The organism is Comamonas sp. C24C, from assembly GCF_053345995.1.
In genome coordinates this window covers 276,014-296,122 of sequence record NZ_JBKFBC010000003.1, presented here as the reverse complement: position 1 = coordinate 296,122, position 20,109 = coordinate 276,014, and the positions used below count along the sequence as shown (strand labels likewise).

15 protein-coding genes are annotated in these 20,109 nt (G+C 62.7%); 9 read left to right on the top strand and 6 right to left on the bottom strand.

What is annotated here, in order from left to right; genetic code table 11:
- The first annotated feature begins 104 nt into the window (after positions 1–104).
- The 5 genes from ACLBXN_RS08225 to ACLBXN_RS08205 all read left to right on the top strand — a co-directional run bounded on the left by ACLBXN_RS08225 (position 105) and on the right by ACLBXN_RS08205 (position 7,840).
- Positions 105–1,922 (top strand): glutamine--tRNA ligase/YqeY domain fusion protein, encoded by a 1,818-nt coding sequence (locus tag ACLBXN_RS08225; RefSeq protein ID WP_043005465.1) that lies wholly within the window; start codon positions 105–107, stop codon positions 1,920–1,922.
- A gap of 308 nt (positions 1,923–2,230) precedes the next feature.
- Positions 2,231–3,652 carry a YdgA family protein gene (locus tag ACLBXN_RS08220; RefSeq protein WP_447611790.1) on the top strand — a complete coding sequence of 474 codons (1,422 nt, stop codon included), beginning with the start codon at positions 2,231–2,233 and terminating at the stop codon, positions 3,650–3,652.
- A gap of 324 nt (positions 3,653–3,976) precedes the next feature.
- Entirely contained in the window at positions 3,977–6,103 is a 2,127-nt protein-coding gene (locus ACLBXN_RS08215; RefSeq protein WP_447611789.1) for a DUF3300 domain-containing protein, read from the top strand.
- 118 nt (positions 6,104–6,221) lie between these two features.
- Positions 6,222–6,848 (top strand): FMN-binding negative transcriptional regulator, encoded by a 627-nt coding sequence (locus ACLBXN_RS08210; protein WP_447611788.1) that lies wholly within the window; start codon positions 6,222–6,224, stop codon positions 6,846–6,848.
- Positions 6,849–6,961: 113 nt separating this feature from the next.
- Positions 6,962–7,840 carry a peptidoglycan DD-metalloendopeptidase family protein gene (locus tag ACLBXN_RS08205; protein WP_447611787.1) on the top strand — a complete coding sequence of 293 codons (879 nt, stop codon included), beginning with the start codon at positions 6,962–6,964 and terminating at the stop codon, positions 7,838–7,840.
- A 113-nt stretch (positions 7,841–7,953) separates the two neighbouring features.
- Here the strand turns inward: ACLBXN_RS08205 and ACLBXN_RS08200 are convergent, their stop codons facing one another.
- Complete coding sequence (locus ACLBXN_RS08200) at positions 7,954–8,460, bottom strand: DUF2242 domain-containing protein (protein ID WP_447611786.1); 507 nt, start codon at positions 8,458–8,460, stop codon at positions 7,954–7,956.
- Between the two features lie 381 nt (positions 8,461–8,841).
- Here ACLBXN_RS08200 and ACLBXN_RS08195 point away from each other — a divergent pair, with 381 nt between their 5' ends.
- Positions 8,842–9,675 (top strand): META and DUF4377 domain-containing protein, encoded by an 834-nt coding sequence (locus tag ACLBXN_RS08195; RefSeq protein ID WP_043005469.1) that lies wholly within the window; start codon positions 8,842–8,844, stop codon positions 9,673–9,675.
- Between the two features lie 420 nt (positions 9,676–10,095).
- On the opposite strand, the gene ACLBXN_RS08190 is transcribed toward ACLBXN_RS08195, so the two are convergent.
- The gene (locus ACLBXN_RS08190; RefSeq protein ID WP_043005470.1) at positions 10,096–10,443 is read right to left on the bottom strand and encodes a MoaF-related domain-containing protein; all 348 of its coding nucleotides are present in this window, start codon (positions 10,441–10,443) and stop codon (positions 10,096–10,098) included.
- Positions 10,444–10,787: 344 nt separating this feature from the next.
- Between ACLBXN_RS08190 and ACLBXN_RS08185 the strand changes: the two genes are divergently transcribed.
- Positions 10,788–12,083 (top strand): MFS transporter, encoded by a 1,296-nt coding sequence (locus tag ACLBXN_RS08185; protein ID WP_447611785.1) that lies wholly within the window; start codon positions 10,788–10,790, stop codon positions 12,081–12,083.
- Positions 12,084–12,182: 99 nt separating this feature from the next.
- Here ACLBXN_RS08185 and ACLBXN_RS08180 read toward each other — a convergent pair whose 3' ends face one another.
- The gene (locus ACLBXN_RS08180; protein ID WP_447611784.1) at positions 12,183–13,178 is read right to left on the bottom strand and encodes a diaminopimelate dehydrogenase; all 996 of its coding nucleotides are present in this window, start codon (positions 13,176–13,178) and stop codon (positions 12,183–12,185) included.
- 81 nt (positions 13,179–13,259) lie between these two features.
- On the bottom strand, positions 13,260–14,150 hold the full coding sequence (gene rarD, locus ACLBXN_RS08175; RefSeq protein WP_447611853.1) for an EamA family transporter RarD: 891 nt from the start codon (positions 14,148–14,150) through the stop codon (positions 13,260–13,262).
- Between the two features lie 201 nt (positions 14,151–14,351).
- Between rarD and ACLBXN_RS08170 the strand changes: the two genes are divergently transcribed.
- Positions 14,352–15,104 (top strand): pseudouridine synthase, encoded by a 753-nt coding sequence (locus ACLBXN_RS08170; RefSeq protein ID WP_211458587.1) that lies wholly within the window; start codon positions 14,352–14,354, stop codon positions 15,102–15,104.
- Between the two features lie 52 nt (positions 15,105–15,156).
- On the opposite strand, the gene ACLBXN_RS08165 is transcribed toward ACLBXN_RS08170, so the two are convergent.
- Complete coding sequence (locus ACLBXN_RS08165; RefSeq protein WP_447611783.1) at positions 15,157–16,176, bottom strand: DHH family phosphoesterase; 1,020 nt, start codon at positions 16,174–16,176, stop codon at positions 15,157–15,159.
- A gap of 339 nt (positions 16,177–16,515) precedes the next feature.
- On the opposite strand from ACLBXN_RS08165, the gene ACLBXN_RS08160 reads away from it, so the two are divergent.
- Entirely contained in the window at positions 16,516–17,715 is a 1,200-nt protein-coding gene (locus ACLBXN_RS08160) for a M20 aminoacylase family protein (RefSeq protein ID WP_211458583.1), read from the top strand.
- 61 nt (positions 17,716–17,776) lie between these two features.
- On the opposite strand, the gene ACLBXN_RS08155 is transcribed toward ACLBXN_RS08160, so the two are convergent.
- The gene (locus tag ACLBXN_RS08155; RefSeq protein ID WP_447611782.1) at positions 17,777–20,062 is read right to left on the bottom strand and encodes an EAL domain-containing protein; all 2,286 of its coding nucleotides are present in this window, start codon (positions 20,060–20,062) and stop codon (positions 17,777–17,779) included.
- Between the last annotated feature and the right edge of the window lie 47 nt (positions 20,063–20,109).

Here is a 20,109-nt window from a genome sequence, read left to right as displayed (position 1 = left end):
GATGGCACGGTTCCTCAAAAACATTGTGTCCAAATGCACACGAGGCAAAGCTGCAGTGTCCGCAGATCGACATGAGGTCATGGCAGCCGGCCTAAAATGGTGCAATGAGCTCTGCTGACGCCTCCAAATCCAACAACTCCGCCCCTGAAGCGGTCAAGCCCACCAACTTCCTGCGCCAGATTATCGAATCGGATCTGGACAAAGGCACTTATGCCACCCGTCACTGGGGCGGCGCGCCCGGCGATGCCCAGCATCACCAGAGTGGCCAGGTCGACGAAGCCAAGATCCGCACCCGCTTTCCGCCGGAGCCCAACGGCTATCTGCACGTGGGTCATGCCAAGTCCATCTGCCTGAACTTCGGTCTGGCACGCGACTTCGGCGGCGTCTGCCATCTGCGCTTCGACGACACCAATCCGGAAAAGGAAGATCAGGAATATGTGGACGGCATCATCGATGCCGTGCGCTGGCTGGGCTTTGACTGGAAGGATGCCGACGGGCACGAGAACCTCTATTTCGCCAGCAATTACTTCGACTTCATGTACCGCTGCGCGGTCTACCTGATCGAGCAGGGTCTGGCCTATGTGGACGAGCAATCGGCCGACGAAATGAAGGCCAACCGCGGCGACTTCACCCGTCCCGGCGTGAACAGCCCCTTCCGCGACCGCTCCGTGGCCGAAAACCTGCAGCGCTTTGCCGACATGAAGGACGGCAAGCTTGCCGATGGCGCCGCCGTGCTGCGCGCCAAGATCGATATGACCGCGCCCAATATCAATCTGCGCGACCCGGCCATCTATCGTGTACGCCATGCCGAGCACCACAACACCGGCAACCAGTGGTGCATCTACCCGATGTATACCTTTGCGCACCCCATCGAGGATGCCTACGAGCACATCACCCACTCCATCTGCACACTGGAGTTCGAGGATCAGCGCCCCTTCTATGACTGGCTGCTGAACCATCTGCGCGAAGGCGGTCTGATCGACGCTCCCCAACCCCGCCAGTACGAGTTCTCGCGCCTGAACCTGACCTATGTGATCACCAGCAAGCGCAAGCTCAAGCATCTGGTGGACAACCAGTTCGTCACCGGCTGGGACGACCCGCGCATGCCCACCGTGGTCGGCCTGCGCCGCCGCGGCTACACGCCTGAGTCCATTCGCAACTTCTGCGAACGCATCGGCGTAACCAAGGACTACGCCTGGATCGACTACGGCACGCTGGACGGTTGCCTGCGCGAAGACCTGGAAAACAAGGCCCACCGCGCCATGGTCGTGCTGGACCCGGTCAAGCTCGAACTCAGCAACTGGGCCGAGGTGTTTGGCAGCGCCGAACATCTGGAGAACTGCCACCTGCCGGCCCTGCCCCACGCTGCAGAAGGTGAAACCGTGCCGGAGCGCCGTTTCACCCTTGGCCGTGAAGTGTGGATCGAGCGCGAAGACTTTGCTGAAGTGCCACCCAAGGGCTACAAGCGCCTGTTCCCCGGCAACAAGGTCCGTCTCAAGGGCGGCTATGTGATCGAATGCACGGGCGCCGAAAAGGATGCCGACGGCAATGTGACCAAGGTGCTGGCCACCGTGGTGCCCGACACCAAGAGCGGCACACCGGGCGCCGACAGCGTCAAGGTCAAGGCCGCCATCACCTGGGTGGGCGTGGCCGACGGCCTGCAGGCCGAAGTGCGCATGTACGACCGTCTGTTCACCGACCCGCAACCCGATGCCGGCGGCAAGGATTTCCTGAGCCTGCTGAACCCCGACAGCCTGAAGGTGGTCACCGCTTATGTGGAGCCTTCGCTCAAGGCGGCCCAGGCTGATGACAAGTTCCAGTTCGAGCGTTTTGGCTATTTTGTAGCCGACCGCAAGGATCACCGCAGCGACAAGCCCGTGTTCAACAAGATCACCGGGCTCAAGGACAGCTGGGGCAAGTAAACGCTCCAGCCAGTTTCAGCAAGGCTGCCAGGATTCACTGGCAGCCTTTTTTATTGCCCAAACCGCTGCGGCATTTATCCCGAGAACAGCCATTCGGTTCTCCGATCGGGAAATGGATGGCGCCCCAAATAATTGTTACATATTGAAATAAATACCGTCGGTATTGATTTTCAATACTCGATGAACATTTTCCTAAAATGTTCTGAAATTCAGAGCATTTGATTATTTTCTTTCTAGAATCCTGCTCACCGCAACATTACCAATCCGCAATTCATTCGCGGATTTTTTATTTTCATCAAAGGTCAAGAATGAACAGAAAAGCAGGAGCAGGCATTGCAGCGGCCGTCGCCGTGATCGTGGCAGGAACACTGGGCACCAGCTACTACATGGGCGGCAAGCTGCAGCAAAGCTTTACCGACGGCCTGGACAAGTGGAGCGAGCATGGCGTGAAGATTCAGGTCACCAGCTATGACCGCGGCGCTTTTTCTTCCACCGCCAAAACGGTATGGACCCTGGACAGCGGCGACGAGCCAGTCCAGTTCACCGCCGAGCACAAGATCAGCCACGGCCCGCTGCCCCTGGGCCATGCCGCCGAGATTCACACCAGCTTCAATCTGCCAGAGAATGCGGACCAGGAGCTGAAGACTGCGCTCAATGGACGCTCTCCGCTGGAAGTCGACACCAAGGTCGGCTGGGGCCGCAGCAGCTCCAACGTCATGACATCGCCGGCCGTGAGCAGCAAGATCAAGGACAGCGAAATGAACTGGGGCGGCATGAAGATCGTCTGGGACATGCCCGCCGACATGAAGGCCGCCAAGGGCACGGGCAGCTTCGCCGGCCTGCAGTTCAAGGACGAGGAAGGCAGCGTGACGCTGGACAAGGCCGATATGCGCTTCGACATGAAGCAGCCCCCGGGCCAGCAGTTCTGGACCGGCCCGTTTGCCATGACGATTGCCAAGATTGCTGCCACCAAGCAGGAAGAGGAAGGCAAGAGCTCTGCCAGCCACTTTGAGGGCATCACCATGGATTCGGACACCATCCTCAAAGGCGAGGTTGTGGAAATGACGCTCAAGACCGGCATCAAGACCGCCAAGCTCGAAGACAAACAGGCTGATGACCTGGTGCTGGACATGGCGTTCAACAATGTCGATGCCAACTGGATCAACCAGGTCGTGGAAATGAGCAAGCGCAAGAACCCGCTGCTCGGTGCCGCAGGCGAGGCCGGTGACGATGAAAGCGCTGACGAGCAGCAAAGCGGCGATCTGCGCGAGAAAATGCTCAAGTCGCTGACACAGGCGCTGGCACGCCAGCCCGCGATCGAACTCAAACGCCTGTCCATGCGCACCCCCGACGGCGTAAGCGAGTTCGCGGCTGCCATTCAGTATCTGGGCGATGGCGAGAAGATGGGCACTCTGCTGCAGGACCTGAAGGTCAGCCTCAAGGCCGATATGCCCAAGCCCTTCATGGAAAACATGATGCTCTCGCGCAGGCGCTCCAGCCTGCTGGCCGTGTTTGAAGGCGAGAGCGAGTACAAGCCCGAAGATATCGAGGAAGCCGCCAAAGCCCAGACTCAAGCCAGCCTGGACATGCTCAAGGAGCAAGGCATCTTCGAAGACAAGGACGGCAAGATGCGCACCGAGATCGTCTATGCCAAGGGTGAATTCCAGGTCAACGGCAAGCCGCTGGACGCCATGGGCACGAGCACACTCATGGGCACCATGACCGAATGATGTGACCGGCGTGCTGCGTCACGGATCGCTCCAGGGCCTGCCTCGCGCAGGCCTTTTTCATGGATAAAAGTCGCCCCGAACGTGGAGATACAGGCGAGAAACCGCCCTCTGCATGCTTTGCCCAAAGTTTTTGTTATTTCAGCCTTTAAGCCTTACCCACACTACGAAAGAAGCTATCAAAATCTACATTTCCTCTTGGAGCATGGCCTGCAGTCACTCGCTTTATTTGCTTACAACACTCTGTCAACAACGGCTCAAAACTGGCGTTAAAACAGCATCCGCCAAAGCACCGTGATTTGCACGGCGCGGCGCAAGGAGCGTCAGATGTCGCATTTCCCCAGGACCCGGCCCCAGCAGCCGGAACTGCAGCCAAACACGGTCGCCCGCCTATGGCATCCGGGCATGATTGCCCTGGCCGCCGCCATGGCGCTGAGCGCCTGCAACGACAAGGATTCGCCGATCAAGGCGGACAGTGCACCCTCGGCCGCCGCTCCGGCCGCCCTGTCCGATGCCCCACAGCCTCAGCCTGCAGCCTATGTGCCACCCGGTGCTGACGCGCTCTACCGGATGGTGGCGCCGATTGCGCTTTACCCGGACAAGCTGGTGGCCCAGATCCTGGCCGGTGCCACCTATCCAGACCAGATCAGCGCCGCCGAAACCTGGCTGGGGCAGAACCCCGGACTGCAGAAGACGGCGCTGAGCAACGCCGTCAACACCCAGAACTGGGACCCTTCCGTCAAATCACTGACCCAGTTTCCCAACGTGCTGGAACAGCTGGCTTCCAACCTGCCCTGGACCACGGCGCTCGGCAAAGCCTATTACAACGATCCCTCGGATGTGATGAACGCCATACAGGTCATGCGCAACCGGGCCTACAAGGCCGGCACGCTCAAGACCTCCAGCCAGCTCAAGGTCAACCTGGCGTCCACGCCTGCCGCCGTGGCCTATACGCCAGGAGCCGTGGTCACACCGCTGCCCGACCCTGTCATAGAGCCACCGGAGCAGTTCATTGAAATCAGCCCCTCCCAAGTTGATATGGTCTACGTTCCTCAGTACGACCCGGCTGCGGTCTACGGTGAGCCGCTGCCCGTATATGGCGGCTACCGCTATGTGGAGGTGCCGCCTCCGGCTCCCGTGGCCGGCGTGCCCGTGATGGCCGGCCTCATGGGCTTTGGCACCGCCATCGTGCTGGCCGGGTCCATGGACAGGCATCCGTCCTGGGGCTGGAATGCCTGGAACATGCACTGGGGCGATTCCGAAAGGCCCTGGCGTCACGGCGACCGCCCCCCGCCCCCGCAGGCCCGTCCGGCCGTGGTCTACAACAACACCACCTATATATCGCAGTCGCGAACCGTGGTGCAGAACATCCATCGCACGGACAACACCTATATCAACAGCATCCATGAAAATGCCACAGGCGAGCGCCGCGAGCCGGCCGGGCAGCCCCAGGCGGCAGGCGTCCTTGCTGGGCCGGGGACGATGGCTGCGGGCGCAGCGGCCGGCGCTGCCGCCGGTGCCGCCGCCATGGCAGCCGGTGGCCATGGCCTGAACCAGGGCCAGCCAGCACAGAGCCCCCTGGCTACACAGCTACCGGGCAGGCCGGGCTTTGCCCAGGGACCCAACCAGGCTCCAGGCGGGCCGCGCGCATCCAATGGCAATGCCTTGATGCCGCCTCAAGACCCGCATGATCGCCATCCACCGCAGGCACCGCAGATGCAGGCTGCCATGGCCGAGAAAGCCATGCAGCAACGTTCACAGGAGCCAACCCAACGCCAGCAAGCGATGCAGCAAGTCCGCGAGCAGCAGGAGCGCCAGCGACAAGCCCAGATGCAGCAGCAGCAGCAGCAGCGCGCCCAGGACCAGGCTCAACGCCAACAGCAAATGCAGCAAGGCCGTGATCAGCAAGAGCATCGGCAACAGGCACAAATGCAGCAGATGCAACAGCAGCACGCCCAGGAGCAGGCTCAACGCCAACAGCAAATGCAGCAAGCCCGTGATCAACAAGAGCATCGGCAGCAGGCACAAATGCAGCAGATGCAACAGATGCAACAGCAGCACGCCCAGGAGCAGGCTCAACGTCAACAGCAAATGCAGCAAGCCCGTGATCAGCAAGAGCATCGGCAGCAGGCACAAATGCAGCAGATGCAACAACAGCGCGCCCAAGAGCAGGCTCAGCGCCAACAGCAAATGCAGCAAGCCCGAGAGCAGCAGGAGCGCCAGCAGCAAGCCCAGATGCAACAGCAGCGTGCCCAGGAGCAGGCTCAGCGCCAGCAGCAGATGCAGCAAGAGCGCCAGCAGCAAGCCCAGATGCAGCAACAGCGGGCGCAGGAACAGGCCCAACGCCAGCAGCAAGCACAGATGCAGGCTCAACAGCACCAGGCCGAACAGCAGGCCCGCATGCAGGCGGCGCGCGCCGAGGGCCGCTCCCGCGGGGATCGCGAGCACCGCTGAAACGCCGCTCGCCCTCATGCCAGGCTGCCTGTCACGCAGGCGGCTTGTGAGTGCGCGGCCTGCACGGCTGTATAAACAAGGCCATGCGTTTTTGCGCCACTCACTGCAGCAGGTCTTCATGTACAACCCCAGCCATTTCAAGGTCGACGACCCCACCGCCCTGCATGCCCTAATCCAGGCTCACCCGCTGGGTTGCCTGGTCACCCAGTCCGACGCGGGGCTGGACGCCAATCACCTGCCGTTCGAGTTGCTGCAGGACGAGGATGGCCTGCTACGCCTGATCGCCCACGTGGCGCGCGCCAATCCTGTGTGGCAGCAGATCCGGGACGACAGCTCCGTGCTGGTGATCTTCCGTGCCGAGCAGGCCTATATCTCTCCCAGCTGGTATCCCAGCAAGCACGAGACCCACGAGCAGGTCCCGACCTGGAACTACCGTGTGGTCCATGCCCATGGCCGCATCAGCGTGCGCGACGATGAGAAGTTCGTGCGCGGCGTGGTGGGCCGGCTCACCCGCCGCCACGAGGCCAGCAACAATGCCCAGGCCCCATGGAAGATGAGCGACGCTGCGCCCGACTATCTGCAGCGCATGCTCGGCGCCATCGTGGGCCTGGAAATTAGCGTCGACCGCCTGGAAGCCAAGTTCAAGCTGAGCCAGAACAAGCAGCAGCGCGACCGGCTTGCTGCAGCCCAGGCCCTGGAGCAGCGGGGACAGCTGGACCTGGCCCGGAACATGCGCCAGCCCTGATCGCGCAGCCGGTCTTCAAGGCACAGCCAGCGTAAAGCTCACGTGTCTGTATCGCCTTTAGCTCCGCTATCGATAGCAATACAGCACAATGCCTGCACAACCCGATAAGCACCATGCCGACCGAAAAACTTACCAGCCCCTCTCTCCCGCCCGAACGCCGTCGCCTGCTGCAATGGATGGCGCAAACAGCGCTGTTTGCCGCAGCACCGGCCTGGGCAGCACGCAGCGCCAGCTCGGACAGCGCGCTCTGGCCGCAGGACAGCCGGGTTCCCGGTGGCGTCGCGCGCCTGTCGCTGGGCCCGGCTTCCGCACGACCCCTGGTCACAGCCGCAGAGTCCGAGGTTCTGGTGGTGGGCGACATGATCGAGTGGACCGCACTCGTGGGCATACCGCTTGCAACCACACCGGGTGAGCAAAGCGTTGGCGTGAAGACCGATGGCCGTTCGCGCAGCATGAGCTATACGGTGCGCGACAAACAGTATGTGGAGCAGCGCCTCAAGGTCTCGCCCAAGACGGTGGACCTGTCTGCCGAAGACAATGCCCGCTACGAACGCGAGGCCGCCCACCTGAAAACCGTGATGGCCACCTTCACCCAGCCGCCTTCCGGCAGCTTGCACATGCGCGTGCCGGTGCCGGGCCGCCGCTCCAGCAGCTTCGGCCTGCGCCGTGTCTTCAACGGCCAGTCACGCAATCCGCACAGCGGCATGGACATTGCCGCCCCTACGGGCACGCCGGTGCGCGCACCGCTGCCCGGCAAGGTGATCGATGTGGGCGACTATTTCTTCAACGGCGGCACGGTCTGGCTGGACCATGGCGGCGGCCTGCTCACCATGTACTGCCACCTGAGCCAGGTGGATTGCAAACCGGGCGACCAGTTGCAAACAGGCGACGCCTTTTGCAAGGTCGGAGCCACCGGCCGCGTGACCGGACCCCACCTGCACTGGAGCGTGATGCTGAACCGCGCCATGGTGGATCCGGCGCTGTTCATCTGAACGGATCTCGCCGACAAAAAAGCGGCTCCCCCGAGCCGCTTTTGACTATATTGCTATCAAATAAGGACCTCAAACGCATACCCATCAAGCGCTACAGGCCGATTTAATCGAAACTATGGCGCATCCTGATCCTGCTTCAGATAGTTCTCCACCAGCTCGAAAAAACTATCGTAGAAGCTGCGTTTGGAAATGGTCTCGCTGCCGACCTTGACCAGTGAATCGTTGCTGGAAGAAAAGGGCAGCGACAGCGACCCCAGAGCACTCACACCCACGCTGGCCGAGGTCGCGCTCTTCTTGAGCGAATAGCGATCCTGCAGCGCCGTCGCGAAACCCAGGCTGACCAGACCGTCGCTGGTCTGCGGCACACAGACCACCCGGAAATTGATTTCCAGGTTGGTCTCTGTATTGGGCTGGAAGTTCTTGCGCCCTTCGATCAGCTCCTGCGTCCTGGCCGTGGCGATATAGCCCTGGCTCAGCAAGGCGCGGCGCGCGGCCTCGCAGGTCTGTGCCGGTGTCGCATCAAAGCCGCGGGAGAAGGTGGAACTGGAGTCGAAAGCCTCCTGCACCGGCATCTGCTGCGGTGCAGTGGCCGAGCAGGCGCCCAGCAATCCTGCCAACATGCCAACAGCACCCAACCGCCCCCAATTCAGACCGAACAAAGCAACACCACCTAAGCGCACAGAAACTCCTTGATGCCCGGACCATATTCTCTTCCACAGCCCAAGCTTCGAAGCGTAGCAGCTTGGCAAAGGCTAATTTGACGAAGCGCTGTCTAGCCGTACGGATTTTTGCGATCTTTACCGGGCTTTCATCCTTCTAGTTTTTGCCACGCCCCTCAGCGAGCTGCATTTGTTGACACTCTGAAGCCATGGAACGTCAAAACAATGACCAAGGTTGGGTTAAGGTCAGATACAACCCGCAGGGAACTGATATGGTCAGCCAGACTCTTTTTGAGCTGACACGGTTTGCCGTATTCCTCCATTCCCCAAAAAGGAAACCCTATGAAATTTCGCTGGACCTGGTGCCTTCCCCTTGTTGCTTCCATGACGCTGGCCGCCTGCGGTACGACAGGCGGCGGCGGTGCAGGCAAGCCCGGCCCCTCCGGCCCTACAGGCCCCGCAGGTGATGCCGCATCGCTGACCGCCTATCACTGGAAGCTGCAGCAGGCCTACACGCCTGCCGGCAATGAGGACCAGAGCTGGTTCCTGAGCTCCAGCCAGGCCCCCATCGAGCTGGACTTTGTGGACCAGCGCGTCGTCGTCAAGAATCTGTGCAACGTCATCTCGTCGGCCTACAGCATCGAAGGCCAGCGCATCAATCTGCAACGCGGCATGAGCACCTTGCGTGCCTGCAACGACAACCAGCTGATGATGCTAGAGCAGCAGGTCGCGCGCATTCTGCCCACGGCCAAGCAGTGGAAAGTGCAGCTCGCTGGCTCCGCCGCAGAGCAGCCTCGCCTGACACTGCAGTTCATCGACGGCACGCGCTGGCAGCTCAACGGCAAGCCCACCGCCCAGACCCAGTACGGCAGCGCGCCCGAGCGCATCTTTCTGGAAGTGGCCCCCGAGCGCAAGGCCTGCAGCCACGGCGTGATCAAGGACTACCAATGCCTGCAGGTGCGTGAAATTCGCTATGGCGACAACGGCGTCAAGACCTATACCGGTCAGTGGGAAAACTTCTACAGCGAGATCGAAGGCTACAAGCATGAAGCCGGCGTGAGCAATGTGCTGCGCATCAACCGCTTCAAGCGCCAGAACGTGCCCGCCGACGCATCGAGCTATGTCTATGTGCTGGACATGGTGGTGTCTTCGGCCATCGCCGACAAGCGCAAATAAGCCAGCACCCTGGCACCGAAAAGCCGGCCATGGTGCCGGCTTTTTTGCATTCTCATGCGCCGATGTTTCACGCCCCGCGCGCATCCGGCACGGTTTGCTGCCGGATGCGATTTCCGTTTGGCCATAGCCACTTAGAGAGCATTGCCTGAACGCAACCGCTCGGCAAGCACGATGGCAGGTTATGCCCAGCGACTGTGGAGCCGCCTGTGGACAAACCTCGGGAAAACGGGGCAAAGCCGCACCGGTGCTAGCTTGGGCCGCAGCGATCAAAAAATACGCAGCGTCCGGTGGTCCTTAGATGTTTCACGGACAAAAAACCGACATCGTTCGGATGTCGGCAAGAGAGGAAGACACTGACCTCTCACACACTCTTTGCGCTGACCCCTGCCTGCGCTGCATGCCGGGCAGGAGCCGGCAGATTCAACGCAGGCGGAAGCGGCCTTCGACAAACATGGAGGAACGATGACCGGTTTCGCACTGGTTGTCGGCATAGGACCAGAAGGCCTGCACCGTGCCTTTGGCCGAATCGATAACCTGGCTTACCGTGAAGCCGGTTTTCTCGATCCAGTTCAGAAAGTGCAGATGGTCGCTGAGTTGCAGATAGCTGAGGTTCTCGCAGCCCTCGGAGATATGCCCCTGCGAGTCCACCACGCGCCAGCGCATCTGCCCGCTGGCGGTGTAGCGGACCTGGGCCTGACTGTCCGGGAATTCAATGACTGCTTCGCGGCCCAGAAGAGTTCCTGCGTATTGCATCGAAAGCATGGACATGATGTCACTCCTTGAGAGAAAGCTTCGCTATTCATAAAGCCAAACCGTTTGCGTGAAGCTATGATGAATCCGCGCCGTTTTTTTGCGTGTGGGAAAGTGACTCATGCCTTCGTCGGTAAACATTTTTTGACAAACAAGGCTTCTCTCCTGCACGGCTTGACGGCCAATCCGCAGCCTGCTTGCCGGATACGAACTGCAGCAGAAGTGAATGCTCATGGCGGCCACACGTTGTGCAGAAAACAAGGCGATCGCGCATACTCGGCCCTCTGACCTTTCAGGTCGCCGAGGCAGGAAGCCAGCCCAGGCCTTCCCCAGCCTCCCCGGCCGCATTCACGGATCTCACCTTGTCCAGCCCCGTCCCACCCAGCGCCCCCCAGGCCTCCACTGTTGCGCCCTTGCGCGACCCCGCTTTTGTCAATTTCGTGCTGGCACGCATGCTGGCCATGTTTGCCCAGCAGATGCAGGCCGTGGTGGTGGCCTGGCAGGTCTACGACATCACACGCGAGCCGCTGTCTCTGGCCTATGTGGGGCTGGCGCAGTTCCTGCCCATGGCGGGCCTGCTGATTCCCGCCGGTGATCTTAGTGACCGCATGAGCCGCAAACGCCTGCTCGGCATCAGCTGGCTGGTGGCCGCGGTGTGCTCGGGACTGCTGTGGCTGCTGGCCGAGAGCGGAGCGCACGATGTGCACTGGATCTACGCCGTGCTGGTGCTGTTTGGCTGCAGCCGCGCCTTCAGCGGACCGGCGCTGCAAAGCCTGCTGCCGCAGATCGTCGCCCGCGAGCAGCTGGCCAAGGCCCTGGCCACCAACAGCATGCTGATGCGCATCTCGGCGATTGCCGCCCCTGTGCTGGGCGGCCTGCTCTATGCACTCGGTGGCGGCGTGCTGACCTATGCGGTCTGCGGCATCGCCCTGATTCTGGGTGCGGTCCTGCTGAGCCAGGTCCCCGTGCGCTTTGCCAGCCCCATGATCGGTATCGACGGGCAAACCACCATGTGGCAGCGTTTTGCCGAAGGTCTGCATTTCATGCGCACCCGCCCCATCATCCTGGGCACCATCTCGCTCGATCTGTTTGCCGTGCTGCTGGGCGGCGTAGTGGCATTGCTGCCCGTCTATGCACACGAGGTGCTGCAGGTCGGCCCGCAAGGCCTGGGCCTGCTGCGCTCCTCCATGGCCGCGGGCGAGGTCTGCATGGGCCTGTGGCTGGCGTCTCGCCCCATCAACCGCCACGTGGGCAAGGTGATGTTTGCTGCCGTGGCCGTGTTCGGGCTGGCCAACCTGGTGTTTGCGCTATCGCACTGGTTTGTGCTGTCCATGCTGGCCTTGGCCGTGGCCGGTGCAGCCGATATGGTCAGCGTCTATATCCGAGGCGCACTGGTGCAGTTTTCCACACCCGACCATATGCGCGGCCGCGTGAATGCGGTGAACATGCTGTTCATCGGCTCTTCCAACGAGCTCGGCGAGTTCCGCGCGGGCAGCAGCGCCTCCTGGTTCGGTGCGGTTCCCGCCGCCATTCTGGGCAGTCTGTGCACCCTGGGCGTGGTGGCCGGCTGGATGACGCTGTTCAAGCCACTGCGCGACGTGGACAGGCTGGAGGATGCCGCACGCGTGAGCGGTGTCGCCGCCCCCGCAGCCACTTGAGCCAGCCTGGCTGACGGCGATTCATCGATCGGCGCTGCGGCCTGTTCCCATCCAAAAAGCCTCGCCGGTGTCGCGAGGCTTTTTCATGGCTGCAGGGGTTTACAGCAGCTCGGCGCGCAGTTGGTCGGCGCTCTTGGGCGAGAGCAGGCCGGGGGCCACGTCAAACACGGTCTTGCCGCCGTGCTGGCCGCTCTGGGCCATGCGGTGCACGGCACGGGCATAGGCCACCAGCACGCTGGAAGTGAACTCGGGGTTGCTGTCCAGCTGCAGACGGTATTCGATGACCTGCTTGTTCTCGGCACTGGTGTTGCCGCTGCGAATCACAAAGCCGCCATGGGGCATGCGGGCATGATCGCGAGCCAGTTCCTCGGCACTGATGAAATGGACCGTGGTGTCGTACTGGTCGAAGTAGTGAGGCATTTCCACGATGCTCTTGCGCACGGCCTCGGCATCGGCCCCCTGCTTGAGCACCACATGGCATTCACGCTGGTGCTTTTCGCGGGTGGACAGTTCGGGGCGCACGCCGGAGCGTACCTTGTCGACAGCCTCCTGCACGGGGATGGTGTACTGCACGCCGCCGGCCACGCCTTCCACGCGGCGGATGGCATCGGAATGGCCCTGGCTCAGGCCCTTGCCCCAGAAGGTGTGGGTGGCGCCGTCAGGCAGCAGGGCTTCGCCAAGCACGCGGTTGATGGAGAACATGCCCGGGTCCCAGCCCGCCGAGATCAGGGCCGTGCACTGTCCGCCCCGGGCAGCCTTGTCCACATTGGCAAAGTGCTCGGGGATGCGGGCATGGGTGTCAAAGCTGTCGACCAGATTGAAATGGGCCGCCAGCTCGGGCGCCTGCGTGGGCAGATCGTCCTTGGAGCCGCCGCAGAGAATCAGCACGTCGACCTGGCCTTTGTGCGACAGCAAGGCGTCCATGGAGTGCACGGACGTGCCGGCATCCAGGGGCTTGAGTCCGGAAGGGTCGCGACGGGTGTAAATCCCCTTGAGCTGCATATCGGGGTTCCTGGCGACAGCAGCTTCCACGCCGCGGCCCAGATTGCCGTAACCGACGATAGCAACGCGGATAGGGGATGGGGTCGATGCCATGACGAGCAGTTCCTTCAAAGAAAACAAAGTTTCCATTATTGCCCTGCGACGCACCAATCTGGGGCAACAACTCCGGCACTCTCAGTCCGATGTGTGTGAACGCCCACGCCATGAATGCAGCAGGCCGTCGAGGATCAGCAGGCCCACGGCGGCAAAGATCAGCGCGTAGCTGGTCTGCTGCTGCGGCTCCATGCTCTCGCCCAGCAGCCAGGCCACCACGACCAGCAAGACGGGTTCCACATAGGACAGCAGTCCGAACAGACCCAGCGGCAGCCAGCGACTGGCAATCATGTACAGCGCCAGCGCCACGGCGCTGACCATACCCAGCAAGAGCAGCAGGGCCCATAGCATCGGATGGCCCGCCACCAGCGGCCAGCTGCCGGGCGCGCGCAATGTGAAGCCGACCGCCACCGGCACCAGCAGGGCCATGTCGATCCAGTGACCGGCCAAGGTATCGGTCTGCAGCCAGCGACGCAGCGAGAAATACACCGTGTAACCCAACGCCACCACCCAGGTCTCCCAGGACATCCCGCCCGCCTGCCAGAACTCGTGTGCCACGCCCGCAGCCGCCACCAGCGTGGCCAGGCCCTGGCCGGGGGTCAGGCGCTCGGCAAACAGCAAGCGCCCGGCCACGACCATCACCAGCGGCAGCAGAAAATATCCAAGCGACACCGGCAACGCACGCCCGTTCATGGGTGCCCACATGAAAATCCAGAGCTGCACGCCCAGCAGCGCCGAGCTCAGCACCAGCAGCAGTCCAAAGCTGGGCTGGGCCAGGGCTCGCGCCAGCAAGGCGCGTACCGCCGCCACCTCCTTGAGAGCGAACAGAAGGGCCGTTGTGAAGGGCAGCGTCACCAACACGCGCCAGCCGAAGATCTGTTCGCCATCGAGCGGGGTGAGAAAAGGCGAGAGGTAATACAGCGAAGCGAACAGCACAGACGCGAGTACCGAAACCACCACGCCCTTGAACATCACAGACACAAGATCAAGCCTCCAAATGGCTGCCAGCCTTGATCCGTCATGCGCTGGCAGCAGTCTCCCCAAATGGGCCGGCGTCGAGCGGCCTGCACCGATTCTCGGCCACGGCGCGGCCTGCCGGCAGGCAGGCCCTGGTCAGCAAAGCTTTGCACTGTGCGCTAGAGTGCGGCTCGCCCTGTACTGCCTGCCCTCTTCATGCCCGACGCCGCCCACAATCCCTTTTTGCATATCCTCTGGCAGGACGAGCATCTGGTCGCGGTCTACAAACCCGCCGGCTGGCTGGTGCACCGCACAGGACTGGATGCGCACGAGACCCGCTTTGTCATGCAGACGCTGCGTGACCAGCTGGGCCGCCACGTCTGGCCCGTGCACCGGCTGGACAAGGGCACTTGCGGCGTGCTGCTCATGGCGCTGAACAAGGAAGCAGCCCAGGCCCTGGCGGCCCGCTTTGCAGCCCATGAAACCCGCAAGGAATATCGGGCCCTGGTGCGCGGCTGGCTGCCCGAAGCGGTGGAAGTCGATCATCCCCTCAAGCCCGACGATGCACCCGAGGATGCTCCGGTGCAGGAGGCGCACACGCGCCTGCGCTGTCTGGCACGCCTGTCCTGGCCCGAAAGCTGGGACGGCCGGCACCCCGAGACCCGCATCAGCCTGGTCGAAGCCCTGCCCACCACGGGCCGCCGGCACCAGATCCGCCGCCACCTCAAGCATGTGGCCCACCCCATCATCGGCGACGCCACCCACGGCAAGGGTCCGCTGAACCGCTGGTGGGCCGAGCGCCTGGGTCAGCAGCGGCTGTGGCTGCATGCCAGGGCACTGGAGATCGCCCACCCCGTGAGCGGCCAGCTCCTGCGCTTCGAGGCCGACTGGTCTGCCCTGCCCCAGGTGCAGGAAGCGCAGGACTGGCAAAAGCTGCTGGCCCTGCCGGGCTGGCAGCCCACCCCATAAAAATAGCTTTCAGCCCTTTTATATAAAGCGCTGAAAGCTATGATTTTTGAAATCAGACAGACTTGGGCGTGGCACGAACCCACTTGCCTTCCTCGTCGAACTGCAGGCTGGGTGCGGCCACAAACTCGTATTGCGCCTCGGGATCGGCCTTGAGCTCGCCCTGCAGCAATTCCACCAGACGCTCGTTGCCCATCTTGAAGCCACAAGCCTGGGCGTGACCGCCGCCTCCAAAGCTCTCGGCCAGAGGAATGCAGTTGAACTCCGAGCGCGAGCGCAGACCCACCTTGGTGCCCTTGTGATTGGCATGCCACATCAGGGCAAAGCTGCCGCTCTGGCGTGCCAGCAGGTCGCCCACCTGGCTGTGGAACATGCCGGGGCAGTTGACCATCAGGCCCTGCTGGCCGTTGAACACCAGCACCTGGGCGCCGTCGGCGATATCGGCGCAGAGCTTCTGGAATTTTTCGTCCATGGCACCGCCGCGGGCCATGTAGACGGCTTCCTGCTCAGGCGTGAAGGCCGCAATCTCGGCCCAGCGCTCGAAGCTGCGCACGGGCTCCATGTCCAGGGCAGCCAGAAAGGCCGCGCTTTCGGGGAACTCCCATTTCCAGATGTCGCGGTCCTCGATGTAGCGAATCAGGCCGGGCACGGGCTTGTCGGCCTGGAAAAACTCCCAGGCCAGGCGTGCGCCGGACTTGTTGATATCGAAATGGATCACGCCGCACTGGCACTGGTAGCCGCTGAGCTTCTCGGCCGCGCTCTTGTGGTGGTCCAGCACCACGAGCTTGGCCACGCGCGACTCGATCTCGGCCATCAGTGCGGGCTCGAAGGCAAAGTCCAGCACATAGACGGCGCGACCGGCCAGCTCGCCCAGATCGTCGGCCGTCTGAATCTCGCCGTGGTCCAGGCCGCGAAACTCGGCCTGGCCTTCATAGAACAGCCATGCCGCGAGCGCCGCGCCAAAACCGTCGGGGCAGCGACGGCCATGGTAGAGGATGAGGGGCTTGGGATCGTTGCGATCGGGACGCACCAGCAGTTGCTGGAACAGGGAAGTTTTGGCGTTCTGTGCGGTCATAAGCCCGTATTTTCGCCGTTTGCGCCGCAGCAAGCTGGTGCGCAGGACATTGCCGCTGCATCAGACCGCTGCCAGAGCCACTGCCCGGGCCCGCAAAAAACATGACTGACGAGACATTCGCCCCCGAGCGCCACAGAGATCGGGCCTGGTGAGTCACCGCTTGCTTTTTTCTCGGTTAGCACAAACGCTGAAATCCCTGATTTCGGTATCTACCTAAGCCCCCACTCCTCGCGTACGCCTATGATGGGGGTCTTGCTATTGAAATGCTGCGGTCACCGGCAGGCCCGCGACGCTTGCCTGCCACGACAGTTACAGCGCTGGGTGCTCCGCGGCCCCTGTATGCGATCTACACCCGATATCACTCCTCACCTCGGTACGCTGCTCAGTTTTCGCCGCGACCTGCATGCCAATCCTGAGCTCAAGTACGAAGAGCACCGCACCGGCGACAAGGTCGCCGCATACCTCACGGCCCTGGGCCTGACCGTGCATCGTGGCCTGGGCCAGACTGGCGTCGTCGCCAGCATCTACGGCAAGGGCCGCAGCAAGGACAACCCCGGTCGCAGCATCGGCATCCGCGCCGACATGGATGCTCTGCCCGTCACGGAAATCAACACCTTCGAGCACATCAGCCAGAACAAGGGCCGCATGCATGCCTGCGGCCACGACGGTCACACCACCATGCTGCTGGGAGCCGCCACCACGCTGGCGCAGCAGCCCGACTTTGACGGCACGGTGCACCTGATCTTCCAGCCCGGCGAAGAAGGCGGTGCCGGCGCCAAGGCCATGATGGATGACGGCCTGTTCGAGAAATTCCCCTGCGAGGCCGTGTTTGCGCTGCACAACTGGCCCTCGCTGCCGGCCGGCCAGATGGCCGTGCGTGTGGGCCCCATCATGGCCTCCACCCTGCGCTTCCAGATCAAGGTGCACGGCAAGGGCGGCCACGCAGCCATGCCCCACACCACGCTGGACCCGATTCCCGTGGCCTGCGCCATCGTCAGCCAGCTGCAGACCCTGGTCTCACGCAGCACCGACCCCCTGGATTCGGCCGTGCTCACCGTGGGCAAGATCACCAGCGGCACCGTGGAAAACATCATTCCCGATGACGCCATCATCGCCGGCACCGTGCGCACCCTGAAGAAGGAAACGCGCGAGATGTTCATCGAAGGCATCAAGCGCATCAGCGAGCATGTGGCCGCAGCCCACCTGTGCAGCGCCGAGTTCACCCTGCGCCCCGGCTCCTATCCCAACACCACCAACCATGCCCGCGAAGCCAAGTTCATGGCCGCCGTGATGCGCGAGGCCGTGGGTGAGGACAAGGCCTTTGACGACGTGTTGCCCGCCATGACCTCGGAAGACTTCGGCTTCATGCTTGAGGCCGTGCCCGGTGCCTATGGCTGGATCGGCAACGGTCCTACCAACGGCCAACCCGGCGTGAGCCTGCACAATCCGGCCTACGACTTCAACGATGACAACATCGGCCGCGGCTCCCGATTCTGGGATCTGCTGGCGCGTCGCTACTTCGAACAGCCGGCAGCCTGATCACGGCCAGCCACGGCATTCATCGCTGAAAGCCCTCAACCAGCAATGGTTGCGGGCTTTTTCACGTCTTGACATCCGTATCGGGCTCGCCCAGTACCTCGACCTGCCAGCGCTGCTGCGGTATGGGCATCCCGAGCAGCATGCCCTGCAGCACGATGTCCGGGTTCCATCGCGTCAGCTGCAGCGCCTGCTCGGACAGCTCCACGCCTTCGGCCACCACGCGCAGCTGCAAGCGGTGCGCCACCAGCAGCATGGCCTCCACCAGAGCCGCGTCCTTTTCGGAGCGATGGCTGCCGCTGACGAAGCTCCTGTCGATCTTGAGTTCCTGGATCGGCAGATGCTGCAGGCTGTACATGCTGGAATAGCCGGTGCCGAAGTCATCGAGAGAGATCTCAATCCCCAGGCCGCGCAGAGCCAGCATGCGCCGGCGCGCCTGGTCCAGATCCCGCAGCAAGGTGCCTTCAGTGATCTCCAGCGTCAGCTGGCGTGCATTGGCACCGGTCTCCCTCAGTATCTTGTCCAGCGTGGCCATGAAGTCCTCATGCCCGAACTGCTGGGCGCTGACGTTGACCGACAGACGCAGACCGCGCTCCGCCATTGCCGGTCTCGCCAGCAGCGTACAGGCCTGACGCAGCACCCAGTCACCCAGACGCACAATGAGCTCGGACTCCTCGGCCACCGGAATGAACTCTCCCGGACTGACCAGCCCCCATTCCGGATGCTGCCAGCGCACCAGCGCCTCGGCGCCCACACATCGACCGCGCGCATCGGTCTGGCTCTGCAGATACAGGCGCAGCTCGCCCTGGGAGATGCCGTGGTACAGATCCTTGGCAATGCGCACGCGCCGGTAAACATCCTGAGCCATGCGCGGCTCGAACAGGACCACGCTGCCCGGCCCGCCCTGCTTGGCCTCATGCAGGGCCACGCTGGCAAAGCGCAGCACGTCATGGCTGTTGCCGCCCTTGAGGGCCGGCTCCAGCACCGCACCGCCTATGCAGCAGCTGACAAACTCTGTCTCGATCCAGCTATTGAGGGAAAACGGCTTTTGCAAGGCCTTCTTCAAGGTCAGCGCGTACTGCTGCAGCTGCTCCTCCACGCCCTGGGCATGCTTGTGCAGGCTATCGAAGACGATGGCAAATTCCGCAGCCGCGATACGCGCAATCCAGGCATCGTCGGGCAGCGCCTCGACCAGTCTGGCCCCCATGGCCTGCACCAGCTCATCGCTGTGCTGCATGCCATGCACATCGTTGAAGACGGAAAAGCGATCCACATCCAGAAGCAGCAGGCCATGGCAGGCGTCCTGGCGGGCCAGGTTCAGCTCGCGCAGATGCAGGGTCAGCGAATGGCGGTTGGGCAGGCCCGTGAGCGGATCCAGATAGACCAGGTCATGGATGCGGCGCTCGGCCAGCACACGCTCGGAGAGATCGCGCTTGAGCTCCACATAATTGACGACCTCGCCCTGCGGCGTGCGAATCGGCGTCACCAGCACCGATTCGCGCAAGGCCTCGCCCTTGCTCGTGCGATTGGTCATCTCGCCGCGCCACAGCGTGCCCGTGGCCAGCTGCTTGAGCGCGCGCTGACGATGACTGCGATCCATGCCCATGGTGGAGACCAGCTCGGTCGACTGGCCGAGCACCTGCTCGCGCGCATAGCCCGAGCGGCTCAGAAAGGCCTCGTTGACATACACGACCTTCAGCTGGGGATCGGTGATGACGATGCTCTCCGGGTTCTGCTCGACCGCCCGGTAGAACTTGCGCAGCTCGTTCTGACTGGCCTCCAGCGCAGCCAGCGTTTCCATGCTTTTCTGAACGCGTCGTCCCAGGCTGGCCCTGGCCTGCAGGCAAATGATGAGCACCAGCATCATCATGCCCACCACATGGATCAGCGCCAGCAGGTGCTCGGTTGCCGAGAGCGCCGCAGCCGGCATGCCGATCTGGGGCGCCAGCCACCACAGAGCGGCGACGACCAAGGTGGACAGGCCCAGCATCGCCAGGGCGGCACGCGTGCCCTGCACCCAGACCGCAACCACCAGCCAGGCCGGGAAAGCCATCACGGCGGGCCCGTAAAGCCCTCCCGTGTGCCAGGCCCAGAGCAGGCTCAGCAGCCAGTTGCCCCAGACAAAACAGGACACGGCCCAGGCCCATTTCCTGGTCTTGGCCAGTCCCATGCACAGCAGCGACAGCAGCATGACGCCGCCGGACAGCGCCAGGTCCATGTCGTCCACCGCGGGTGCCAGCAACCAGACCAGACTCATCATGGCGCCCAGGACCCACATCCAGAGACAGCCCAGCCACACCATGCGACGCATGGGCAACCGGTATCTGGCCTCGACAAAATGACGCCGCATGCAAGCCCTTTAGCATTCAGACTGAATGATGAATGCTAGGGGTAGTT

Excerpts from the sequence above, each read along its gene's own strand:
- ACLBXN_RS08200 (WP_447611786.1), bottom strand. The coding sequence starts at position 8,460 with ATGTTGGCAGGATTGCTGGGCGCCTGCTCGGCCACTGCACCGCAGCAG.
- ACLBXN_RS08190 (WP_043005470.1), bottom strand. The coding sequence starts at position 10,443 with ATGTCCATGCTTTCGATGCAATACGCAGGAACTCTTCTGGGCCGCGAA.
- ACLBXN_RS08195 (WP_043005469.1), top strand. The coding sequence starts at position 8,842 with ATGAAATTTCGCTGGACCTGGTGCCTTCCCCTTGTTGCTTCCATGACG.
- ACLBXN_RS08205 (WP_447611787.1), top strand. The coding sequence starts at position 6,962 with ATGCCGACCGAAAAACTTACCAGCCCCTCTCTCCCGCCCGAACGCCGT.
- ACLBXN_RS08180 (WP_447611784.1), bottom strand. The coding sequence starts at position 13,178 with ATGGCATCGACCCCATCCCCTATCCGCGTTGCTATCGTCGGTTACGGC.
- ACLBXN_RS08170 (WP_211458587.1), top strand. The coding sequence starts at position 14,352 with ATGCCCGACGCCGCCCACAATCCCTTTTTGCATATCCTCTGGCAGGAC.
- ACLBXN_RS08160 (WP_211458583.1), top strand. The coding sequence starts at position 16,516 with ATGCGATCTACACCCGATATCACTCCTCACCTCGGTACGCTGCTCAGT.
- rarD (WP_447611853.1), bottom strand. The coding sequence starts at position 14,150 with ATGTTCAAGGGCGTGGTGGTTTCGGTACTCGCGTCTGTGCTGTTCGCT.
- ACLBXN_RS08220 (WP_447611790.1), top strand. The coding sequence starts at position 2,231 with ATGAACAGAAAAGCAGGAGCAGGCATTGCAGCGGCCGTCGCCGTGATC.
- ACLBXN_RS08215 (WP_447611789.1), top strand. The coding sequence starts at position 3,977 with ATGTCGCATTTCCCCAGGACCCGGCCCCAGCAGCCGGAACTGCAGCCA.
- ACLBXN_RS08165 (WP_447611783.1), bottom strand. The coding sequence starts at position 16,176 with ATGACCGCACAGAACGCCAAAACTTCCCTGTTCCAGCAACTGCTGGTG.
- ACLBXN_RS08155 (WP_447611782.1), bottom strand. The coding sequence starts at position 20,062 with ATGCGGCGTCATTTTGTCGAGGCCAGATACCGGTTGCCCATGCGTCGC.
- ACLBXN_RS08210 (WP_447611788.1), top strand. The coding sequence starts at position 6,222 with ATGTACAACCCCAGCCATTTCAAGGTCGACGACCCCACCGCCCTGCAT.
- ACLBXN_RS08225 (WP_043005465.1), top strand. The coding sequence starts at position 105 with ATGAGCTCTGCTGACGCCTCCAAATCCAACAACTCCGCCCCTGAAGCG.